Below are 19,897 nucleotides of genomic sequence, written 5' to 3'. Positions count from 1 at the left end.
CCGCGCCCGACAATCTGTTGATACAAACTGACCGATTCAGTGGGGCGCAATATGGCGATAAGATCCACATGCGGCGCATCAAAGCCGGTGGTCAGTACCGCGACGTTCACTAAAAACTTTAACTGCTGCGCTTTAAATTCGCTGATCAAACGGTCGCGTTCTTTCACCACTGTTTCCGCAGATACCAACGCGCTGTTCTCGGGCAACAGAGATAAAACCTCACGCGCATGTTCTACCGTGGCGGCGAACACCATCACACCACGGCGATCTTCCGCGAACTCCACGATCTGTCTGATGATGTGCGGCGTCACGCGATTCTGCTGCTTTAACTCGCGATTGAGATCGGCTTCGCTGAATAAACCGTTATTTTGCGGGATCAGGCGGCTGAAATCGTACTGTACGACCGGCATATCCAGCCGTTCGGGTGGCACAAGGAAACCGTGCTTAATCATGTAGCGCAGCGGCAATTCATAAATACAGTCACGGAATAGCGCGTGCTGATCGCCGCGTACCATGCCGTGATAGTGAAACTGATAAATCCAGCCTTTACCGAGGCGAAAGGGCGTCGCGGTGAGCCCCAGCAGACGTAGCTGCGGATTGTGCTGTCGCAAATGGGCGAACAGCTGCTGGTACTGGCTCTCTTCGTTGTCGCTGATGCGGTGGCACTCATCAACGATCACCAGGGAGAAGGCTCTGTCGAAGCGATCCAGATTGCGCGCCACCGACTGCACGCTGCCAAATACCACTTTGCTTTCGCTCTGTTTGCGCTGCAAACCGGCGGCAAAAATATCGGCTTCCAGACCATACGCCTGATATTTGCTGTGGTTCTGCTCGACCAACTCTTTCACATGCGCCAGCACCAGCACGCGGCCTCGGGCAATGCGCGCCAGTTCAGCAATCACCAAACTTTTTCCGGCGCCCGTTGGCAACACGATCACGGCCGGCGCATCGTGGTGGCGAAAATGCTGGAGCGTGGCGTCAACGGCCTCTTGCTGGTACGGGCGCAGGGTGAAGGACATCAGGGCAAACTTTTTTTTCAAACGGGCACGCATTATGCCATGAAAACAGCTGAAACGCAGGCGCGGTACTGTTAGCAGGCGAAGGATCAAGCTATACTGCCCACACTTTTTTAACGGTTTAAAAACGCCGTTTCAGTTCCCTCCGTAGTAACAGGCAAAAGCGAATTCATGCGACTCGAAAAATTCATATCTCAGCAGCTGGAAGTCAGCCGTGCTATCGCTGGCCGCGAAATCCGCGCCAGGAAAGTCACCATTAATGGCGAAGTGGTTCGCGACGCGGGCTACAAAGTGTTGCCAGATGACGAAATCGAATACGATGGCAACCCCCTGGTGGTGCAAACCGGTCCACGCTACTTCATGCTGAATAAGCCGCAGGGCTATGTCTGCTCCACTGACGATCCCGATCATCCTACCGTATTGTTCTTCATGGAAGAACCGGCTGCCTTTAAGCTGCATGCGGCAGGTCGTCTGGATATCGATACCACCGGTTTGGTGCTGCTGACGGACGATGGTCAGTGGTCACACCGTATTACCTCTCCGCGCCATCACCTCGAAAAAACCTATCTGGTTGAGGTAGAAGAGCCGATTGACCCTGCGTTGGTGGAGAAGTTTGCGACGGGGATTCAACTGCACAATGAGAAAGAACTGACCAAACCGGCGGTGCTGGAAATCCTCGACGAAAAGGCCGCTCGTTTAACTATCACGGAAGGCCGCTATCATCAGGTCAAACGCATGTTTGCCGCGATGGGTAATCATGTGTCCGCGCTGCATCGCGAAAGCATTGGCGAGATCGTGCTGGATGACGACCTGGCTGAAGGTGAATACCGTGAACTCACGGAAGAAGAGGTCGACAGCATCGGCCTGCCAGAAGAGCTGAAAAAACGCAAATAGCGGGAGAAAGCGGTGCGTAAGGAAAAGAATTCACCGGTAGGGTTGGTCGTGATTCTGGGATTGCTGGCGATGCTGATGCCGCTCTCCATTGATATGTATTTGCCGGCAATGCCGCAAATCGCACGCGAATTTGCCGTTTCGGCAGGCAGCGTGCAGATGACGCTGAACCTTTACATTCTGGGGTTTGCTATCGGGCAGTTGGTGTATGGCCCGCTGGCGGACAGCTACGGACGTAAACCGGTGATTGTGCTGGGCACGCTGATCTTTGCCTGCGCCGCGGCGGCATGTGCCTTGTCGCAGTCCATTGATCAACTGATCTTTATGCGCTTCCTGCACGGCTTGTCGGCGGCAGCGGCCAGCGTGGTGATTAACGCGCTGATGCGAGACAGTTACTCGAAAGAGGATTTCTCGCGCATGATGTCGTTTGTCATGCTGGTCACCACCATTGCACCGTTACTGGCACCCATTATCGGCGGTTGGCTGTTGCTGCTGTGGAACTGGCACGCGATTTTCTGGACGCTGGCTGTGGCCGCATTGATCACTACCGTACTGGTGGTGACGCAGATCCGCGAGACGCTCAAGCCTGAACAGCGGCAGCGCTTCCATTTACGAACCACGCTGAGTAACTTCGTCGCGCTGGTGCGCCATAAACGTGCGTTCAGCTACATGCTGGCAAGCGGCTTCTCCTTTGCGGGATTGTTTACCTTCCTCAACGCCGGGCCTTTTGTTTACATCGAAGTGAATCACGTTTCACCGCAAAACTTTGGCTACTACTTTGGCCTTAACGTGGTGTTCCTGTTTGTCATGACGCTGATCAACAGCCGCGCGGTACGCCGCTTCGGGCCTTTGGCGATGTTCCGTATCGGACTGATCATACAGTTTGCGATGGGCATCTGGCTGCTGATTGCCAGCGCGCTGGATTTAGGTTTCCTGTCGCTGGTGTTTGGCGTGGCGATGTTTATCGGCTGCGTCTCGACGGTTTCTTCGAACGCGATGGCGGTGATTCTCGATGAGTTTCCGCATATGGCGGGCACCGCATCGTCACTGGCCGGTACTTTGCGCTTTGGCGTGGGTGCGCTGGTGGGGGCATTGCTGTCACTGGTCAGTATCAACAGCGCCTGGCCAATGGTGGCGACCATTGCCCTGTGCGCAACCGTATCCATTGTGTTGTTTAGCTACGCCTCACGTCCACGCCACGCGTAAACCTGCACTTTCCTCTCACGGCGCGGTTGATCGCGGAGTTCACTGGTTTTTAGAGCCATTGAAATCGCGAATAAAAAACCGCGCCGTTGTCACATTCCCTCTTGCCGTATGCGATCAATTCTTCACGTTCACTCGCGAATCCCCACATATTCGTTATGCTTAATGTTTCCATGATGTGAAAATTTAGGTGTAAAAAAGTAACTATATTGCGTCTAAAATGATTGTTAACTGCCGCCGAACAAGGTACACATAGGCATAAATGCGAGAAAGCTCGCAAATAATAACTTTGCTACATGCTTTGTGTTTAAAACGAGAAGGCAAACCTTGACGTCCGTATTCTGAGTTTACCAGGTAGGGATTCACTGCGTAATCGCCGTCGTCGTGAATAAGCGTTAACGTCTCTGGGGACTGTAATTATGCTGCAACTTTCGGTTATGCATCGCTTACCGCAACATTATCGTTGGTCAGCCGACCATGTCGGTGAAATTGAACGTCAGGAAGCGGTCAACGGTGTGCACGATGAAGATCTCGTCGCACTGCGTCTGTTAAGCCACGATGGCCATCCCGCGCTGGAAATTCTGCACCAGCTGCAAGAGACGCTGGCGCAGATTCAGGTCGAATGCAAAATTGCCCTGTGTGAAGGGCAGCCCTGTTTACTGATTCAGCGTGGCGACGAAAGCACTACCAACTGCTGCCTGAAAAATCAGGGCGTTGCCATCGCGGAAACCTTTGAAGGTCACTGAGTTAACGATTCGCCCTGCGCGGAGGCTAAAAGATGACGCGTATAATCGCTGGCCGGTGCGTTAAACAACGCTTCGCATTCTCCCTGTTCCACCACTTCACCCTGGCGCAGCACAATTAGCTGATGGCAGAGTGCGCGCACCACCTGCAAATCATGGCTAATAAACAGATACGCTAACTGGTGCTGCTGCTGTAAACGGCGCAGCAGGGTGAGAATTTGCTTCTGCACTGAGCGATCCAGCGAAGAGGTCGGTTCATCCAGCACGATTAATTGCGGCTCCAGAATCAGCGCTCTGGCAATAGCGATGCGCTGACGTTGACCACCGGAAAACTCTGCGGGGTAGCGTGAACGGCTTTCCGCATCTAGCCCCACTTCCTGCATCACGGCGATCACTTTCGCTTCCTGCTCGGCGGCACTTAATTCAGGACGATGTACTGCCAGCCCTTCTGCAATCACCTGTTGTACCGTCATGCGCGGATTGAGTGATGAGTTGGGATCCTGAAACACCACCTGAATATGCGGACGCAGCGGCAAAAGCTGTTTACGCGATAGGCTATGCAGCGGCTGACCGTCAAACCAAATCTCACCGCGCGCGGCAATCAAACGCAGCAGCGCCAATCCGGTGGTGCTTTTGCCTGAACCGGATTCCCCCACCAAACCAAGGCTTTCACCCCGGCGCAGTGTGAAGTTGAGATCGCTGAGCACGGTTTTTTCCGCCACGCTGCGTTTGAACAATCCGCGTTTAATCGGAAAGCCCACGTGCAGGTTTTTGACCTGCAGCAGCGGTTGGGTATCGATAAGCGGCACCGGTTGGCCATCCGGCTCTGCGGCGAGTAATTCGCGTGTATAGGGATGCTGTGGCTGGCTAAACAGTGGCTTGCAAAGGTTGTGCTCCACTTCCTGACCATTGCGCATCACCGTAACGCGATGCGCCAGCTGGCGAACGATATTGAGGTTGTGGGTGATGAATAGCATGCCCATATTCAGTTCACGCTGCAGTTCACGCAGCAAGCGCAGAATCTGTGCCTGTACTGTGACATCCAACGCGGTGGTGGGCTCATCGGCAATCAGCAGTTTTGGTTGCGTCAGTAACGCCATGGCAATCATCACGCGCTGACGCTCTCCACCGGACAGTTGATGCGGGAAATCGCCGAGGCGTGATGCTGCATTGCGGATGCCAACGCGATCGAGACAGCTAAGAATTTCGCCGCGCGCCGCTTCTTTGCGCATCCCGCGATGCAGAGACAGCACTTCATACAGCTGCTTCTCAACGTTGTGCAGCGGGTTGAGCGACACCATCGGTTCCTGGAAAATCATCGCCATCTGGTTGCCGCGCAGGCCGCGCATCTCGCGTTCGCTAGCCTGCAAGATGCTTTGGCCATTGAATAGGATCTCACCTTGCGGATAGGTCACAGGTGGTTGCGGCAGCAGGCGCATAATCGAGAGCGCGGTGACACTTTTGCCTGAACCGGATTCACCGACCAGCGCCAGAGTTTCACCGGCCTCAATCTGCAGAGAGATATCTTCCACCACGCGGCGCTGATTGAAGGCCACGGCGAGATGATTGACGCTTAACAGGCTCATTTCACCCCCCGGCTGGGATCAAAAGCATCACGTACCGCTTCACCGATAAAGATCAACAGCGAGAGGAGCAGCGCGAGGGCGAAGAAGCCGGAAAGTCCCAGCCACGGCGCCTGTAAGTTGTTTTTGCCCTGTAACAGCAGTTCACCCAGCGAAGGAGAACCCACCGGCAGGCCGAAGCCAAGGAAATCCAGTGAGGTCAGGGTGGTAATCGAACCGCATAAAATAAAGGGCAGGAAGGTCAGCGTGGCCACCATGGCGTTCGGCAGCATGTGACGCAGCATAATGCGTCCGTCACTCACGCCGAGCGCGCGCGCCGCACGCACATAATCAAAGTTACGCGTGCGCAGAAACTCGGCCCGCACCACGCTCACCAGGCTCATCCAGCCAAACACCACGGTGACCAGCAATAGCCACCAGAAGCCGGGTTGAATCACACTGGAGAGCAGAATCAATAAAAACAGCGACGGCATACCAGACCACACTTCAATCAGACGCTGACCAACCAGATCGACGCGGCCGCCAAAATAGCCCTGCACGGCGCCGATCACGATGCCGATCACGCTGGAGAACAGCGTCAGTAAGATACCAAACAGCAGCGAGATGCGTGTGCCGTACAGTAAACGCGCCAGTACATCACCACCATTAGCGTCAGTACCCAGCCAGTTCTGCTTCGAGGGCGGAGAAGGGAAGGGCACATCCGTGGCGAAATTAATGGTGCTGTCACTGAAACGAATCGGTGCCCACAGCGCCCATCCCTGCTGATCGATCCGCTGTTTTAGCCACGGGTCCTGGTAATCGGCCGGGGTGGCAAAGTCGCCGCCAAAATCACTCTCGCTGTAATTGAACAGCAGCGGCATGTACCAGCGCTGCTGGTAGTGCACCAGCAGTGGCTTGTCATTGGCCAGTAACTCCGCACCGAGTGAAAGCACAAAAATGAGCAAAAAAATCCACAGCGACCAGTAACCACGGCGGTTATGGCGAAAGCGTTGCCAGCGCTGCTGGTTGATTAGCGATAAACCCATTAGCGCCCCTCAAAATCGATGCGCGGATCGACCAGCGTATAGGTCAGATCGCTGAGAATATTCATCAACAAGCCAATCAGCGTAAAGATATACAGCGTGCCAAACATCACCGGATAGTCGCGCTGAATAGTGGCATCGTAACCCAGCAAGCCGAGTCCGTTGAGGGAGAACATCACTTCAATCAAGACCGAACTGGTAAAGAACATGCTGATAAAGGTGGCAGGGAAACCGGCTATCACCAGCAGCATGGCGTTGCGAAACACGTGGCCGTATAAAATACGTTTTTCATCCAGTCCTTTGGCGCGTGCGGTGACCACATATTGTTTGCGGATCTCATCGAGGAATGAGTTTTTGGTCAGCATAGTGAGCGTGGCAAAACCGCCGATCACCGTGGCCAGAACCGGCAGCGTGATGTGCCAGAGATAGTCGCCAATCTTGCTGTACCACGGCAGCGTATCAAACTGTGGCGAGGTCAGACCGCGTAGCGGGAACCAGTCGAAATAGCTGCCCCCGGCAAACAGCACAATCAGCATGATGCCGAAGAGAAAGGCCGGGATGGAGTATCCAATGATGATAAAGGTACTGCTCCAGATATCGAAAGCGCTGCCGTTGCGCACTGCCTTTTTAATCCCTAACGGAATCGAGACCAGATAAATGATCAACGTACTCCACAAGCCCAGGCTGATGGAAACCGGCAAGCTCTCTTTGATCAGCTGCAGCACCGAGGCGCTACGGAACAAACTGTCGCCAAAATCAAAACGAATATAGTTCCACAGCATTTCGCCATAGCGCTGCAGCAGCGGTTTATCAAAACCGTAGCGGTGTTTGATCTCGGCGATCACCTCAGGATCAAGGCCACGCGCGCCGCGATATTGGCTGTCGCCCGGATTATCATGCGCCAGCGCACCGCGACCGCCGACATCTCCAGCACTACCCGAGGAAAAACCGGAGCTATGACCAAATTGCGCATTCGCCAGCGCCTGATCCACCGGTCCACCGGGCGCAATCTGCACGATAAAAAAGTTCAGGGTGATGATCGCCCACAGTGTGGGAATAATCAGCAGCAACCTGCGCAGGAAATAGGAACCCAAACCGCTCTCCTCAGCGTCTGTCGGCCGGCAATTGTGCGGCTTTGTTCACGTCATACCACCAGTTCTCTAACCCGGTTGCATACGCGGGTTTGATTTCAGGGCGGGAAAATTTATCCCAGTATGCCAGCCTCTGTTCGGCGTTGTACCACATCGGGATCATATAGGCATTCCATAACAGAATACGATCCAGCGCCTGACCCAGCGGCAGCAGCGCTTTTTCATCGCCCTGATGATCGACAATCTCCTGCACGAAATGGTCCACGATGGGATCTTTCACCCGAGGGGTGTTCCAGGAGGAGTCGATGTATTGCGACTGCCAAATGGTACGCAGGCTGGTGGAAGGCGAAGGCATTGCGTAATAAAGCGAGGGGATCATATCGTAATCGCCTTCGCGCAAACGGCGCAAATACTGCGAGCTATCAATTTGCCGCAACTCTACCTGAATCCCCAGACGCTGCAAGCTATGCTGGAACGGCAGTGCCCAATCGTTCTGCGTGCCGCTGCGCATCAGCAGTTCAAAGCGGAACGGTTGACCGGTTTTATCGTTCACCAGCTGCTGATTTTTAATCTGCCAGCCCGCTTCTTTCAGCAGTGTCATGGCTTTTAGCAGATTACCGCGATCGAAGCCGCTGCCCTCTGAACGCGGCGGTGCGTATTCGTTGTTGAACACTTCAGCAGGCAACTGTGCTTTATACGGTGCCAGCAGAATGAGCTGGTCGGCTTTCGGATAGCCTTTGGCCGCATAAGCGGTGTTCTGGAAATAGCTGTCAGTGCGTTTGTAGGCCCCGTAAAACAGCGCTTTGTTCATCCACTCGAAATCAAATGCCAGCGTCAGCGCCTCACGCACACGACGATCGGCAAACAGCGGTTTTTCATTGTTAAAGGCCAGCCAGCGAGTATCGGTAGAGACGGTATTTGGCGTGGTCGATTTCACGATGGCGTGGCTATCAAAGTTGCGCCCACGGTATTGTGTGGCCCACTTCTTCGCCGACCCCTCTTCGCGCAGATCGGAGGCGCCGGCTTTGAAGGCTTCGAAAGCGACGTTGTCGTCAAGATAGTAATCGTAGCGCAGCGTATCAAAGTTAAAACGTCCCCGATTGACCGGCAGATTTGCCGCCCAGTAGTTTTTCACCCGACTGTATTGAATGAACTGGCCTGGCTTATAGGACGTGACGCGATAGGGGCCGCTGGAGAGCGGGGGATAGCCGATCGGCTCATTGAATTTTTTATTCTGCCAGAAGGCTTGCGGCAAAACCGGCAGCGTTAGCCAGCTCAGGATCATATCCTTGTCCGGTTTCGGCATGTCGATACGCACGGTGAGATTGTTGAGCGCTTTTACTTCAACCCCACGAAACGCCACGCGAAATTGTGGCACCCCTTCGGTCATAAATTTCTGGAAGGTGAAGGCAACATCTTTGGCGGTGATCGGGCTGCCGTCCTGAAAACGCGCATGCGGATTGATGGACACTTCCATCCAGTGATAATCGCTGGGATAACGGGCGGATTCAGCAATCAGTGGATAGTAGCTGCCAGGCTCATCATCGGAGGTGGTGAACAGCCCGTCATACAGCGTATCGGTGCCGACGCCAGGATTACCGCGTGAAGCAAAGCGATTGAAGTTATCGTAAGTGCCCACCACCGCGATGGTCATCTTGCCGCCTTTAGGCGCAGCGGGATTTGCGTAATCATAATGGGTGAAATTCACCACATACTTCGGTTCGCCCAGCTTGGCAAAGGCATAACTCTCATTGATGGTTTCCGCATGCAGTGGCGCGATGGCGCTACAAACCAACAACGCGGTGACAAGACGCAGCAGCATAAGTGGGGCGCTCTCCTTAAATAATCCGCACTGAATGGTAGCAGTTTCGTGACGATAGCGTGACGTTAACCGAGTGCTGCCTGACGTTGGTAATAACTGATCAGGTTTTCCGGACGCAGCGGGCGGCTGAATAAATATCCCTGCAGATGTGTCACCCCACGGTTCACCAGCCACGCTGCCTGATCGCCGGTTTCAACGCCTTCTGCCACGGTTTTGAGATTGAGCTTCTTCGCCAGCAGCAATACCGCGTCCAGTACCGGTGAGGTCACCGTTTCGGTACCAATACTCTGTACAAAACCGCGATCAATTTTGAGGTAGTCAAACGGATAGCGTTCAAGATAGATCAATGCGCTGTGGCCAGTGCCGAAGTCATCAATGGCAATTTTAATATCCTGCTCATGCAGCCAGGCAAAAATCTCGCCAGCATTTCTTTCGCCCACCATGGTGCGTTCGGTGATTTCAAAAACATAGTTGAAGTGGTCTTTTGGCATGTCGGCAATCCACTCCTGCACATGCTGACGAAAACTTTCTGATGCGAGATGCAGAGGGGAAAGGTTCAGGCTCATACGCGTGCCGCGCGGCAGTTGCTGGCAGAGGAACTTCGCATCGCGTGCCACCAGCTTAAACAAATGCTGAGTCAGGGGAATAATCAGATTTTGCGCTTCGGCGTTGCTAATAAAGGCATCCGGGGGAATCATTCCCTCGGTGGGATGTGTCCAGCGCAGTAGTGCCTCAACGCCATACGGTTGCCCATCGTGGGCGGTGACCAGGGGCTGATATTCAACATGAAACTGACCACGTTTAATGCCCTGCATAATCTCTTTGCCAGGACGCTGATACAGCGTCAGCAGCAGCCAGCTGCCCGCACTCATAAACAGGGCTGAGAGGAGGCCGGTCAGCAGGATCAGATGATAATCGCGTTGCGCCAGCGTCGTACCGTACAGCACGAAACGCATGCCATTATCTTTAAAACTCATTTCTTTCAAGGCTGGTGGCAAATCGTGGATGTTTACCACCTGATTCTTGCCACTCAGCAGGGCTTTATCGCCAATCACCAACGCCATGCCGGTGATTTCGGGATGATAAGAAGCCAGCAGCTGATAAGGCGTCAGGCTGATATTCATGGTGGCGAGAATGCCGGTCTCAGCTGAGCCTGGATTCTTCATCCACAACGCCAGCGCCGGTTTGGTTGGCAAGAGGGGCGTGCCTTCCAGTAAGCGTAAATCGCGATCGCGCTCCAGCTCGGATTGTGGCGAAATATCATTCGCAGGCAGCAGAAAGGCGCCGGTAGCAGATGAACAATAGGCATTACTGTTACGTACCAGCAAAATCGCGCGGATATTGCCGGCAAAGGCGGCACGTGAAGTGAGTTCGCGGCTGACGCTACTGCATTCAAGCTGGGTGTATTGTTGCAATGGATAAAGGGTATCCACCAGGGTCGACATCACCTGTTGTAGATCGTCGCGGCTATGGATCAGCAACTGTTCATGTTGTTGTACTCGTTTTTGCCAGGTGAGCGTCAGCAGTACGATGACAAACAACAGAAAGAACACACCGCCGATGATCGCACTACTCCAGGCGATACGGCGCGAATAGGTTGCATGACGTTTTAACGTCCCCGACAGTGGCATGGAGTGCATTCCCCTTTATGGCGCCATTATTATTATGTAAATCGTGCACTACTGCTCGCTGGTGTCTGGCGTAAAACATTGCATCAGGACGGGTTTTTTCAGCCGACGAAGACGCAACAATTTGCTGCCAGTAAGCAAACGAGAATATAACGAGGAAGCGCGAAAAGTCTCGTTATATTTCTGATTCTCAATTACTTTTTATCTATCGGATTTGCGTTAAGAAACCGCAGGCGAAAAAAAACGCTGCCTGGGCAGCGTTTTCTGATTCTCTGGCTGAGAGGATCTTCAGAAGGATACGTTAGCTAGGGTTTTTAGCTAAAACCCTGCGGGCTTCACGGTAACGCGTTTTCCAGTAACTGTCGTTTAAACTGGAGATCATCACACCACTGCTGGTGGACGCGTGAACGAAGTTATCGTTACCCAGATAGATGCCAACGTGTCGTCCAGTAGAACCGGCACGGAACAGGACTAAATCACCCGGGCGCAGTTTGCCGCGAGAAATCTCTTTGCCCGTATCCTGCTGTTCTGACGTTGAACGGGGTAAATCTAAACCGAACTGCTCGCGAAAGGTGCGCTGAACAAAAGCAGAACAATCAATGCCGCGTTTGGTGTCGCCGCCTAAGCGATAACGAACACCTTTCCAGTCACTATACTGTTCCATGATGCGGGACTTAACGTCCACATTCTGCACCATTTGTTCAAATTCGTCCTGAGACGCTTGAAGTAAAAAACCATTCTGGTTGTTAACTTCATGATTCTCGTTATTCGCGTTCTGACCGTTATGCGTACTACTACATGCCGATAAGAGTGTTGCTAATGCTACTGCGGGAAGGATCCGCCTGAGGTATCTCAGTATTGGTTGAGACTTGACCATTATACGTGTGTTCCTTTGAAGTCCTTACGACACAATGTCGCCAGCCAGATGACAAAACGGGTTTGAGATTAATAAGAGCTAAGGCTTAAGACAATTCCTTAATTACTAAAATGTGTTAATGAACACATTTTTGTTGCATAAGGCACCGAATTTTATGCTGCACTCTAAGTAATCGCGTTTGAGGTTAACCGATTACAGACCGCGTGGCGAGTGCTTTTATATAAATTTTTATAGCTTTTATTGATGTGAAATCAATCCGTAACACAATGGTTACTTTATCAACGATTGGTAGCGATTTAATAGCCAATAAGGCGGGTTTTCAGGGGCTAATTCCGGCGCTAGGGCTGATTTTGAGAGGCTTCTGGCTGGACAAGCCAGGAAAAAGGCGATTGTTACGCGTTTTGCATCATAATGTTTTCTTTTAATAGAAAAACATTAGCCTGCTAATAATGTATTTCTGCATTCGATAAGCGCGGATGATCGACTTTTCGGCTTATTGTCATCCGCGCTTAACAATTATGTGCGCGGCTTATATTTCCCTGGCAGAGCACGATTGAGCCAATTCACCAGTTTGTCACTGAGCGGGGTTAATAAGCACCAGCTCAATCCCACCAGAATCACCGACATCGATCCCACAGCAATATCGGTAAACCAGTGCGCACCGGCCATCACGCGCGGCAGGGCAAAGACCACCACAATCACTAAACCCACCAGGAAAGCGCGAAAGCCAAAATAACGCCACATAAAGCAGGCAAAAATAATCAGCATCATGCCGTGATCGCCAGGGAAGCTATCGCTGGAAGCATCTTTCGCCGGAATCCCGGTCAGTTCACTCACGCGATGCACGTTATCAAAGAACAGCGTTGGGCTGGCGTGTTGCACAGGGATCAAATGACCCAGTTGATTCAGCACCACGGCGGTGAGCAGCATGGTAATGCCAATGGCCAGCATACGGCGGCGGCCTTGCGGCGTTTCACGACGCCAGAACCAGAGATACAGCAGACCCATCGCCAGCAGCGATACCGCGTCAAAACCACGGAAATTGGTGATCGCCACCAGTAAAGCGAAGCCGTGGTGATCCACCATCCGATCGTTGAAGCTATAGAAGATGGCTTTGTCGATACCAAACCAGAAGCCATGGTCCGGCGGCAGGTACCACGAAAAGAACAGCATGATCCCCAGTGCATTGAGCAGCAGGATGGTGATTAAACGAGACGCGCGCATAAAAAATAGACTCAAAAAGAAAAATAACGGGGCAACCTAACGCAGCTAATTTAAACGAATCCTCAACAAGGTTGTTTGCAAAACGTTCCAGTCAACGGGTTGGTGGTGGATTAACTCAATGCGGCTGTCCGGTGGCGTGGTGGTGCGTGTTTCCATAAAGAAGTCGTCACCCTGACGATTGATATTCACCAGACCGTCTTGCGTGCGCAGTACGCCTTTAACGCGATCCACCGGTGCAAGCCGCGCCCACTCTAGCGCCGGAATGGTATCGAACACCGTATCGCCATCAAAAATCCAGCCACAGGATGCGTAGCCCTGGCCTTCGTTCAATGCCCGGCGCCAGCGTGCGGAACCCTCAAGTTTCAGTGCCGCCAGTCCTTTTGGCCGTGAAGTATGATGATGATGGGCCGCTTCAGGAACCGCACGATCCGCCAATGCGGACTGGCACAGTAACGCGGGATCAACGTTACCCCACGCGGATTCGACCAGTTGGCGATCGCCCAGATTATGCTGCTGCCATTGCTGCAAACGCTGACGATCTTCCTCGCTCCAGCGATCGCTTTTATTGGCGACGATAATATCGGCTGCGGTGAGTTGATCGCGGAAGTTTTCATTCTCGACAACACGCGCATCGGCTAACTGACGGGGATCGAGCAGCGTGATGGTGGCATCAACCTGAATCCAGGGTTGATACACGGCGGCACGCAGCATATCCAGCAGTTGTTTAGGGTGGCCAAGGCCGGTGGGTTCAATAATCAGACGGTCGGGCTTATTTTGCTTGAGCAGCATATTGAGTCCGACTTGCAGCGGCAGGCCGTTCACACAACACATGCAACCGCCAGGAATTTCCTTCAGCGTGGCACCACGATCGGCGAGCAGTGCGCCGTCAATACCCACTTCGCCAAACTCGTTAACCAGAATCGCCCAATTCTCATTGGCGGGTTTGTGGGCTAACAGATGCAGCAGGGTGGTGGTTTTACCGCTGCCGAGAAATCCGGTGATTACATTAACGCGCGTCATTACAGGCTCCATTTTCAGGCGCGCGGACAACATACCCGGCGCGCACGACGTTGTTATACTATAACAACCTTCAGCGGCCGGATAAAATCGTGCGGTTAGTCCGCGCGACTCATATAGCGGCGTTCAGCCACGTGAATACGGATGCGATCGCCATTGCTCAGGTATTCCGGTACCTGGATCGACAAGCCGGTGCTCATGCCCGCGGGTTTGGTGCGTGCGCTGGCGGAAGCGCCTTTAATGCCCGGTGAAGTATCGACAATTTCCATATCCACCGTCTGTGGCAGTTCCAGCGCCAGCACTTGACCTTCCATCGTTAACACCTGGATGCCAGGAATACCGCCTTCAGGGATGAACAGCAGTTCTTCTTCAATCTGATCTTTCTTGAAGCTATAGGGCGTGTAATCTTCATCATCCATAAACACGTACTCGTCACCGTCTATATAAGAGAAGGTCACGGCGCGACGGCTAAGCTGAATGGCATCGATAATATCGTCACCCTTGAAGCGCTCTTCCACTTTCAGGCCAGTGCGCACGTCGGTAAAACGCATCTTATAGAGGGTGGCAGCACCGCGTGCGCTTGGGCTCTGGACATCAATGTCCTTTACCAGCAACAGTTTGCCGTTCCAGGTAACAGCCATTCCTTTTTTGATTTCATTTGCCTTTGGCATGGGGATAACTCGCTGTGAAAAGGTTAATGCGCGCCACGTTACTCGCGCCGTGAAAAACAGGCAAGGGAGGCAGTGTAAAATTGTTGCCCGCGCATGGTATTCCCGTCATCAGCCTGCTATTGTCGCGACGAAATCCTCAGGAGCGCATGATGTATTGTCGTGACCAGTGCGGTGCCTGTTGCACAGCCCCCTCAATCTCTTCCCCGATTCCCGGCATGCCCCAGGGCAAACCGGCCAATACCCGCTGCGTTCAGCTGGATGACCATCAGCGCTGCAAAATTTTTGGTTCTCCGCTGCGTCCCGCAGTCTGTGCGGGTTTACAGCCCAGCGCAGAGATGTGCGGCAACAGTCGCGAAGCCGCGATGACCTTCCTGTTACAACTCGAAGCAGATACCGCGCCTTAAATTGCTGACGCGGTGCTGAAGAATTTGCCTTATGTGACCAATGCGTTACAGCAATGACGTCAGCCGTACAGGCCTGAAAAATCTTAAATCCGATCTGAAGTGTGCGGAACATCAAAAATCTGCTACGCCGATCGCGCATTTTCTTGCCTGCTTTCTCATGCTGTACCATATTCCCTGAAACGTTTCAGCGTTGTCTTCTCGGTAACCCCCGAGAAATACAGCGTAATTTTTCGCCATTAAGCTGAAACGATTCAATTTCAGCAAGCGAGGAGAAATATGTTCCAGCTCGACGTTCAGGCCATCCATACCGGTGCCAGTGCACAAAATAAAGAAGAGGCTATCCGTCAGGTTGCCGCTGCGTTAACCGCAGCCGGTAATGTGTCGGAAGGCTACGTTAACGGCATGCTGGCGCGCGAACAGCAGACCACCACTTTCCTGGGTAATGGTATTGCCATTCCGCATGGCACCACCGATACGCGCGATATGGTGCTGAAGACCGGCGTACAGGTTTATCAGTTCCCGCAGGGCGTGGAGTGGGGTGACGGGCAAACGGCTTATGTCGCCATCGGTATCGCGGCAAAATCAGATGAACATCTTGCGCTGCTGCGCCAGCTGACTCACGTATTGAGCGATGACAGTATCGCAGAGCAGTTGAAAACCGCTTCAGCCGATGATCTCCGTGCCATCCTGATGGGTGAAAAGCAGGCGGCTGAGTTCAAATTCGATACCTCGCTGATTGCGGTTGACGTTGCAGCCAGCGATCTCATCACCTTGCAGGCGCTGAACGCTGGACGTTTACAGGCAGCAGGAGCTGTTGAAGCGGCGTTTGTGGCAGATGCGGTTTCGCGTACGCCGCTGAGCCTCGGACAGGGCATCTGGCTGAGTGACAGCGCCAATGGCAACCTTGGTAGCGCCATCGCAGTCAGCCGTACCGCCACGCCATTCGTGCATCAGGGCGAAAATGTGGCGCTGCTGTTGACCGTGGCCGCCACTGACGATCGTCCGCTGGAAGTGCTGGGTTATCTGAGCAATCTGCTGCTGAGCAACAAAGCTGAACGTCTGCTGAAAGCCGACGCGGCAGGCATCCTAGCGCTGCTGACCAGTGAAGTGGACGAAAGCGCGGATCAACTGGTGGCTGAATTTACTATCCGCAACGAGCACGGACTGCACGCACGTCCGGGCACTGCGCTGGTTACGGTCATTAAACAGTTCAACAGTGACATCACCGTCACCAACCTTGACGGCAGCGGCAAACCGGCCAACGGACGCAGCCTGATGAAAGTTGTCGCGCTGGGCGTGAAAAAAGGCCATCGCCTGCGCTTTACCGCCAGCGGTGAAGATGCACAGCAGGCGCTGAATGCCATCGAAGAGGCCATCAATTCTGGCCTGGGTGAGGGGGTCGCATGAGCCGCCGCGTTGCCACGATCACATTGAATCCCGCTTACGATCTGGTGGGCTATACGCCAGAAATCGAACGTGGCGAAGTTAACCTGGTGAAAACCACCGGTCTGCACGCGGCGGGTAAAGGCATCAACGTTGCCAAAGTGCTGAAAGACCTGGGTATCGACGTCACCGTCGGTGGATTCCTCGGCAAAGAGAACCAGGATGGCTTCCAGCAGCTGTTTAGCGAGCTGGGTATCGCCAACCGTTTTCAGGTGGTGCAGGGCCGTACCCGCATCAACGTCAAGCTGACGGAAAAAGACGGTGAAGTCACCGACCTGAATTTCTCTGGCTTCAACGTCACCGCGCAGGACTGGGATCGCTTCACTGCCGATTCACTGACCTGGCTGGGACAGTTCGACATGGTATGCGTCAGCGGCAGCTTGCCCGCGGGCGTGGCGCCCGAAGCGTTCACCAAATGGATGAGCGATCTGCGCACCCTGTGTCCGTGCATCATTTTCGACAGCAGTCGTGAAGCGCTGGTGGCGGGACTAAAAGCCGCGCCGTGGCTGGTGAAGCCGAACCGTCGTGAACTGGAAATCTGGGCCGACCGCAAACTGCCAACCTTGCAGGATGTGATCGAAGCCGCGCATGAACTGCGTGAGCAGGGCATTGCCCATGTGGTGATTTCCCTTGGTGCGGAAGGCGCACTGTGGGTCAACGCCTCTGGCGAATGGATCGCCAAACCACCAGCCTGTGAAGTAGTCAGCACAGTAGGCGCGGGAGATTCAATGGTCGGCGGCCTGATTTACGGGCTGTTGATGCGTGAATCAAGCGAGCATACCTTGCGTCTGGCTACCGCAGTGGCTGCGATGGCGGTGAGCCAGAGCAACGTTGGTGTGACCGATCGTACCCAGTTGGCCGCGATGATGGCGCGCGTCGACTTACAACCCGTTAACTAACAGCAGGAGAGCGATAATGAAAACGCTGCTGATAAAAGATTCTTCACTGGGACTGGCATCAGGACATCTGGCTTTAGAACGTCTGCGCGCAACCGCAGCACAGGCTGGCCTGACGCTGACTGACAACGTGGCCGATGCTGAACTGGTATTGGTTGCTGGCCATGCTGTGCCGAACGATGCACAACTGGCAGGCAAATCCGTGGCGCTGGTCGATGTGCAGCAGGCGCTGCGCGATCCGCTGGCGGCCATTAATCAGGCTAAAGCCAGTGCCAAGGTCTGGCATGGCGCTGCGGCGGTTACTGCTCCTGCTGCCGCTCAGAGCACCGGTCAGAAACGCATTGTCGCGGTTACCGCTTGCCCAACCGGCGTAGCGCACACCTTTATGGCGGCTGAGGCGATTCAGGCAGAAGCGACCAAGCGTGGCTGGTGGGTGAAAGTGGAAACCCGCGGTTCCGTGGGTGCAGGCAATGCCATCACCCCTGAAGAGGTGGCTGCGGCCGATCTGGTGATCGTGGCAGCAGATATCGATGTGGACCTGGCGAAGTTCGCTGGCAAGCCGATGTACCGCACCTCAACCAGCCTGGCGCTGAAGAAAACCGCGCAGGAACTGGATAAAGCGCAGGTTGAAGCCAAAACCTATCAACCGAGCGGCAACGCGTCAGCCAGCACGCAAAGCGACAGCAAAGAGAAAGCCGGTGCTTATCGTCACCTGCTGACCGGCGTGTCCTACATGCTGCCGATGGTGGTAGCAGGTGGTTTGAGCATCGCGCTCTCCTTCGCCTTTGGTATCACCGCATTTAAAGAGCAGGGTACCTTAGCGGCTGCGCTGATGCAGATTGGTGGCGGCAGTGCCTTCGCGCTGATGGTACCGGTACTGGCCGGCTTTATTGCTTTCTCGATTGCCGACCGTCCGGGTCTGACTCCGGGTCTGATTGGCGGTATGATCGCCACCAGCATTAACGCCGGTTTCCTTGGCGGTATCATCGCTGGCTTCATTGCCGGTTACGCCGCGAAGATGCTGAGCAGCAAAGTTAAACTGCCGCAAAGTATGGAAGCGTTAAAACCGATCCTGATCATTCCGCTGGTAGCGAGTTTGATTACCGGCCTGCTGATGATTTACGTGGTGGGTAAACCTGTTGCGGGCATCATGAGCGGTCTGACGCACTGGCTGGCGAACATGGGCACCGCCAATGCGGTACTGCTGGGCGCGATCCTTGGTGGCATGATGTGTACCGACATGGGTGGTCCGGTGAACAAAGTGGCGTACGCCTTCGGTGTCGGCCTGCTGAGTTCGCAAACCTATGCGCCGATGGCCGCGATCATGGCCGCCGGTATGGTGCCACCGTTAGCGATGGGCCTGGCAACAATTGTTGCTCGTCGTAAGTTCAACAAAGGTCAGCAGGAAGGGGGCAAAGCGGCATTGGTGCTCGGCTTGTGCTTCATCTCTGAAGGTGCAATTCCATTTGCGGCGCGTGACCCTATGCGTGTGCTGCCTTGCTGCATCGTCGGCGGTGCAATCACTGGCGCGGTATCCATGTTGGTTGGCGCGAAACTGATGGCACCTCACGGTGGTCTGTTTGTACTGCTGATCCCGGGTGCGATCACCCCGGTGCTGGGTTATCTGATGTCGATTGTGATTGGTACCGCAGTGGCTGGCCTCGGTTACGCGATTCTGAAACGTCCGGAAGAAGAGCTGGCGAAAGCCGCGTAATTTTCACCGGATAAGAAAAAGGGAGCTGCGGCTCCCTTTTTGCTGTCTGTTTTACGCCTGTTGTTCCGACTTCAGCCACGCAATCTCATCTTTCCAGATATCCGGATTGATGGTTTCCAGAATCATCGGGATGCCATCAAAGCGCTTATCCTTCATCAGCCAGCTAAACACCGTCTTGCCAATGTTGCCTTCACCTAAGCTGTGGTGGCGATCCACACGGCTGCCGAGCGTGCTTTTGGCGTCATTAAGGTGCATGCCGCGCAGGAACTGGAAACCAACGATGCGTTCAAATTCTGCAAAGGTCTCCACGCAGGCTTCTTCTGTCCGCAGATCGTAGCCGCCAGCAAATGCATGGCAGGTATCGATACACACCCCAACGCGAGATTTATCTTCGACGTGCTCAATAATGGTGGCGAGGTGTTCAAAACGGAAGCCAAGATTGCTGCCCTGACCGGCGGTATTCTCAATCACTGCCACCACGTTCTGGCTCGATCCGAAGAGCACACGTCTGAACCCCAGGCATATCCCGCACTCTCGTATGCCGGCCTCTGCTTGAACAAACATATAGAAAATACACCTCAAACACCCACGTCTGCACGCCACTCCGCGTTACACATCACGAATGCAGCAAACTCCTTGACAAACAACACAC

At 53.9% G+C, this 19,897-nt stretch carries 17 protein-coding genes and 1 pseudogene; 7 read left to right on the top strand and 11 right to left on the bottom strand.

Going from position 1 to position 19,897, the window contains the following annotated elements; genetic code table 11:
* Positions 1 to 1,019 (bottom strand): DEAD/DEAH box helicase (locus H7A81_RS16675; protein WP_182058108.1); only part of this gene is annotated, 1,019 nt, incomplete at its 3' end.
* 168 nt (positions 1,020 to 1,187) lie between these two features.
* Here H7A81_RS16675 and rsuA point away from each other — a divergent pair.
* The 3 genes from rsuA (at position 1,188) to H7A81_RS16660 (ending at position 3,856) form a co-directional block, all read left to right on the top strand.
* Positions 1,188 to 1,910, top strand: coding sequence for a 16S rRNA pseudouridine(516) synthase RsuA (gene rsuA, locus H7A81_RS16670; protein WP_058961320.1), 723 nt, complete (start codon positions 1,188 to 1,190; stop codon positions 1,908 to 1,910).
* A 12-nt stretch (positions 1,911 to 1,922) separates the two neighbouring features.
* On the top strand, positions 1,923 to 3,113 hold the full coding sequence (locus H7A81_RS16665; RefSeq protein ID WP_182058107.1) for a Bcr/CflA family multidrug efflux MFS transporter: 1,191 nt from the start codon (positions 1,923 to 1,925) through the stop codon (positions 3,111 to 3,113).
* A gap of 416 nt (positions 3,114 to 3,529) precedes the next feature.
* Positions 3,530 to 3,856, top strand: a complete 327-nt coding sequence (locus H7A81_RS16660) for a hypothetical protein (RefSeq protein WP_034824977.1) — start codon at positions 3,530 to 3,532, stop codon at positions 3,854 to 3,856.
* Here the strand turns inward: H7A81_RS16660 and yejF are convergent.
* From yejF to yeiP, 9 genes are all read right to left on the bottom strand, one after another.
* Positions 3,850 to 5,439 (bottom strand): microcin C ABC transporter ATP-binding protein YejF, encoded by a 1,590-nt coding sequence (yejF, locus tag H7A81_RS16655; RefSeq protein ID WP_182058106.1) that lies wholly within the window; start codon positions 5,437 to 5,439, stop codon positions 3,850 to 3,852. The genes H7A81_RS16660 and yejF overlap by 7 nt on opposite strands.
* The gene (locus H7A81_RS16650) at positions 5,436 to 6,461 is read right to left on the bottom strand and encodes an ABC transporter permease (RefSeq protein WP_034824975.1); all 1,026 of its coding nucleotides are present in this window, start codon (positions 6,459 to 6,461) and stop codon (positions 5,436 to 5,438) included. The genes yejF and H7A81_RS16650 overlap by 4 nt, the downstream gene beginning before the upstream one ends.
* Positions 6,461 to 7,552 carry a microcin C ABC transporter permease YejB gene (locus H7A81_RS16645; protein WP_034824974.1) on the bottom strand — a complete coding sequence of 364 codons (1,092 nt, stop codon included), beginning with the start codon at positions 7,550 to 7,552 and terminating at the stop codon, positions 6,461 to 6,463. The genes H7A81_RS16650 and H7A81_RS16645 overlap by 1 nt, the downstream gene beginning before the upstream one ends.
* Before the next feature lie 10 nt (positions 7,553 to 7,562).
* Entirely contained in the window at positions 7,563 to 9,371 is a 1,809-nt protein-coding gene (locus tag H7A81_RS16640) for an extracellular solute-binding protein (RefSeq protein ID WP_182058105.1), read from the bottom strand.
* Positions 9,372 to 9,436: 65 nt separating this feature from the next.
* Positions 9,437 to 11,002, bottom strand: coding sequence for a cyclic di-GMP phosphodiesterase (locus H7A81_RS16635; RefSeq protein ID WP_034824972.1), 1,566 nt, complete (start codon positions 11,000 to 11,002; stop codon positions 9,437 to 9,439).
* 298 nt (positions 11,003 to 11,300) lie between these two features.
* Positions 11,301 to 11,876 (bottom strand): bifunctional murein DD-endopeptidase/murein LD-carboxypeptidase, encoded by a 576-nt coding sequence (gene mepS, locus H7A81_RS16630; protein WP_034824970.1) that lies wholly within the window; start codon positions 11,874 to 11,876, stop codon positions 11,301 to 11,303.
* Positions 11,877 to 12,392: 516 nt separating this feature from the next.
* Complete coding sequence (locus H7A81_RS16625) at positions 12,393 to 13,100, bottom strand: phosphatase PAP2 family protein (protein WP_034824968.1); 708 nt, start codon at positions 13,098 to 13,100, stop codon at positions 12,393 to 12,395.
* A gap of 45 nt (positions 13,101 to 13,145) precedes the next feature.
* Positions 13,146 to 14,120 carry a GTP-binding protein gene (locus H7A81_RS16620; protein WP_182058104.1) on the bottom strand — a complete coding sequence of 325 codons (975 nt, stop codon included), beginning with the start codon at positions 14,118 to 14,120 and terminating at the stop codon, positions 13,146 to 13,148.
* A gap of 95 nt (positions 14,121 to 14,215) precedes the next feature.
* A complete protein-coding gene (gene yeiP, locus H7A81_RS16615) occupies positions 14,216 to 14,788 on the bottom strand; it encodes an elongation factor P-like protein YeiP (protein ID WP_034824964.1) in 573 nt (190 codons plus the stop codon).
* Positions 14,789 to 14,937: 149 nt separating this feature from the next.
* Between yeiP and H7A81_RS16610 the strand changes: the two genes are divergently transcribed.
* The 4 genes from H7A81_RS16610 to fruA all read left to right on the top strand — a co-directional run bounded on the left by H7A81_RS16610 (position 14,938) and on the right by fruA (position 19,245).
* Positions 14,938 to 15,192, top strand: a complete 255-nt coding sequence (locus H7A81_RS16610) for a YkgJ family cysteine cluster protein (RefSeq protein WP_166936113.1) — start codon at positions 14,938 to 14,940, stop codon at positions 15,190 to 15,192.
* A 276-nt stretch (positions 15,193 to 15,468) separates the two neighbouring features.
* The gene (gene fruB / locus H7A81_RS16605) at positions 15,469 to 16,599 is read left to right on the top strand and encodes a fused PTS fructose transporter subunit IIA/HPr protein (RefSeq protein WP_182058103.1); all 1,131 of its coding nucleotides are present in this window, start codon (positions 15,469 to 15,471) and stop codon (positions 16,597 to 16,599) included.
* The gene (fruK, locus tag H7A81_RS16600) at positions 16,596 to 17,534 is read left to right on the top strand and encodes a 1-phosphofructokinase (RefSeq protein ID WP_038645831.1); all 939 of its coding nucleotides are present in this window, start codon (positions 16,596 to 16,598) and stop codon (positions 17,532 to 17,534) included. The genes fruB and fruK overlap by 4 nt, the downstream gene beginning before the upstream one ends.
* Positions 17,535 to 17,550: 16 nt before the next feature.
* Positions 17,551 to 19,245 carry a PTS fructose transporter subunit IIBC gene (fruA, locus tag H7A81_RS16595; protein ID WP_182058102.1) on the top strand — a complete coding sequence of 565 codons (1,695 nt, stop codon included), beginning with the start codon at positions 17,551 to 17,553 and terminating at the stop codon, positions 19,243 to 19,245.
* 51 nt (positions 19,246 to 19,296) lie between these two features.
* Here fruA and H7A81_RS16590 read toward each other — a convergent pair.
* A pseudogene (locus tag H7A81_RS16590) lies at positions 19,297 to 19,731 on the bottom strand (deoxyribonuclease IV); the annotation flags it as partial.
* Positions 19,732 to 19,897 lie beyond the last annotated feature (166 nt).

It is taken from the genome of Pantoea sp. ME81 (assembly GCF_903970985.1).
GTDB lineage: Bacteria > Pseudomonadota > Gammaproteobacteria > Enterobacterales > Enterobacteriaceae > Pantoea > Pantoea communis.
The sequence above is the reverse complement of the archived record's forward strand: the minus strand, read 5'-3'. Positions and strand labels throughout refer to the sequence as shown.

Excerpts from the sequence above, each read along its gene's own strand:
- rsuA (WP_058961320.1), top strand. The coding sequence starts at position 1,188 with ATGCGACTCGAAAAATTCATATCTCAGCAGCTGGAAGTCAGCCGTGCT.
- H7A81_RS16610 (WP_166936113.1), top strand. The coding sequence starts at position 14,938 with ATGTATTGTCGTGACCAGTGCGGTGCCTGTTGCACAGCCCCCTCAATC.
- H7A81_RS16625 (WP_034824968.1), bottom strand. The coding sequence starts at position 13,100 with ATGCGCGCGTCTCGTTTAATCACCATCCTGCTGCTCAATGCACTGGGG.
- H7A81_RS16660 (WP_034824977.1), top strand. The coding sequence starts at position 3,530 with ATGCTGCAACTTTCGGTTATGCATCGCTTACCGCAACATTATCGTTGG.
- yeiP (WP_034824964.1), bottom strand. The coding sequence starts at position 14,788 with ATGCCAAAGGCAAATGAAATCAAAAAAGGAATGGCTGTTACCTGGAAC.
- H7A81_RS16635 (WP_034824972.1), bottom strand. The coding sequence starts at position 11,002 with ATGCCACTGTCGGGGACGTTAAAACGTCATGCAACCTATTCGCGCCGT.
- mepS (WP_034824970.1), bottom strand. The coding sequence starts at position 11,876 with ATGGTCAAGTCTCAACCAATACTGAGATACCTCAGGCGGATCCTTCCC.
- yejF (WP_182058106.1), bottom strand. The coding sequence starts at position 5,439 with ATGAGCCTGTTAAGCGTCAATCATCTCGCCGTGGCCTTCAATCAGCGC.
- fruK (WP_038645831.1), top strand. The coding sequence starts at position 16,596 with ATGAGCCGCCGCGTTGCCACGATCACATTGAATCCCGCTTACGATCTG.
- fruA (WP_182058102.1), top strand. The coding sequence starts at position 17,551 with ATGAAAACGCTGCTGATAAAAGATTCTTCACTGGGACTGGCATCAGGA.
- H7A81_RS16650 (WP_034824975.1), bottom strand. The coding sequence starts at position 6,461 with ATGGGTTTATCGCTAATCAACCAGCAGCGCTGGCAACGCTTTCGCCAT.
- H7A81_RS16640 (WP_182058105.1), bottom strand. The coding sequence starts at position 9,371 with ATGCTGCTGCGTCTTGTCACCGCGTTGTTGGTTTGTAGCGCCATCGCG.
- fruB (WP_182058103.1), top strand. The coding sequence starts at position 15,469 with ATGTTCCAGCTCGACGTTCAGGCCATCCATACCGGTGCCAGTGCACAA.
- H7A81_RS16620 (WP_182058104.1), bottom strand. The coding sequence starts at position 14,120 with ATGACGCGCGTTAATGTAATCACCGGATTTCTCGGCAGCGGTAAAACC.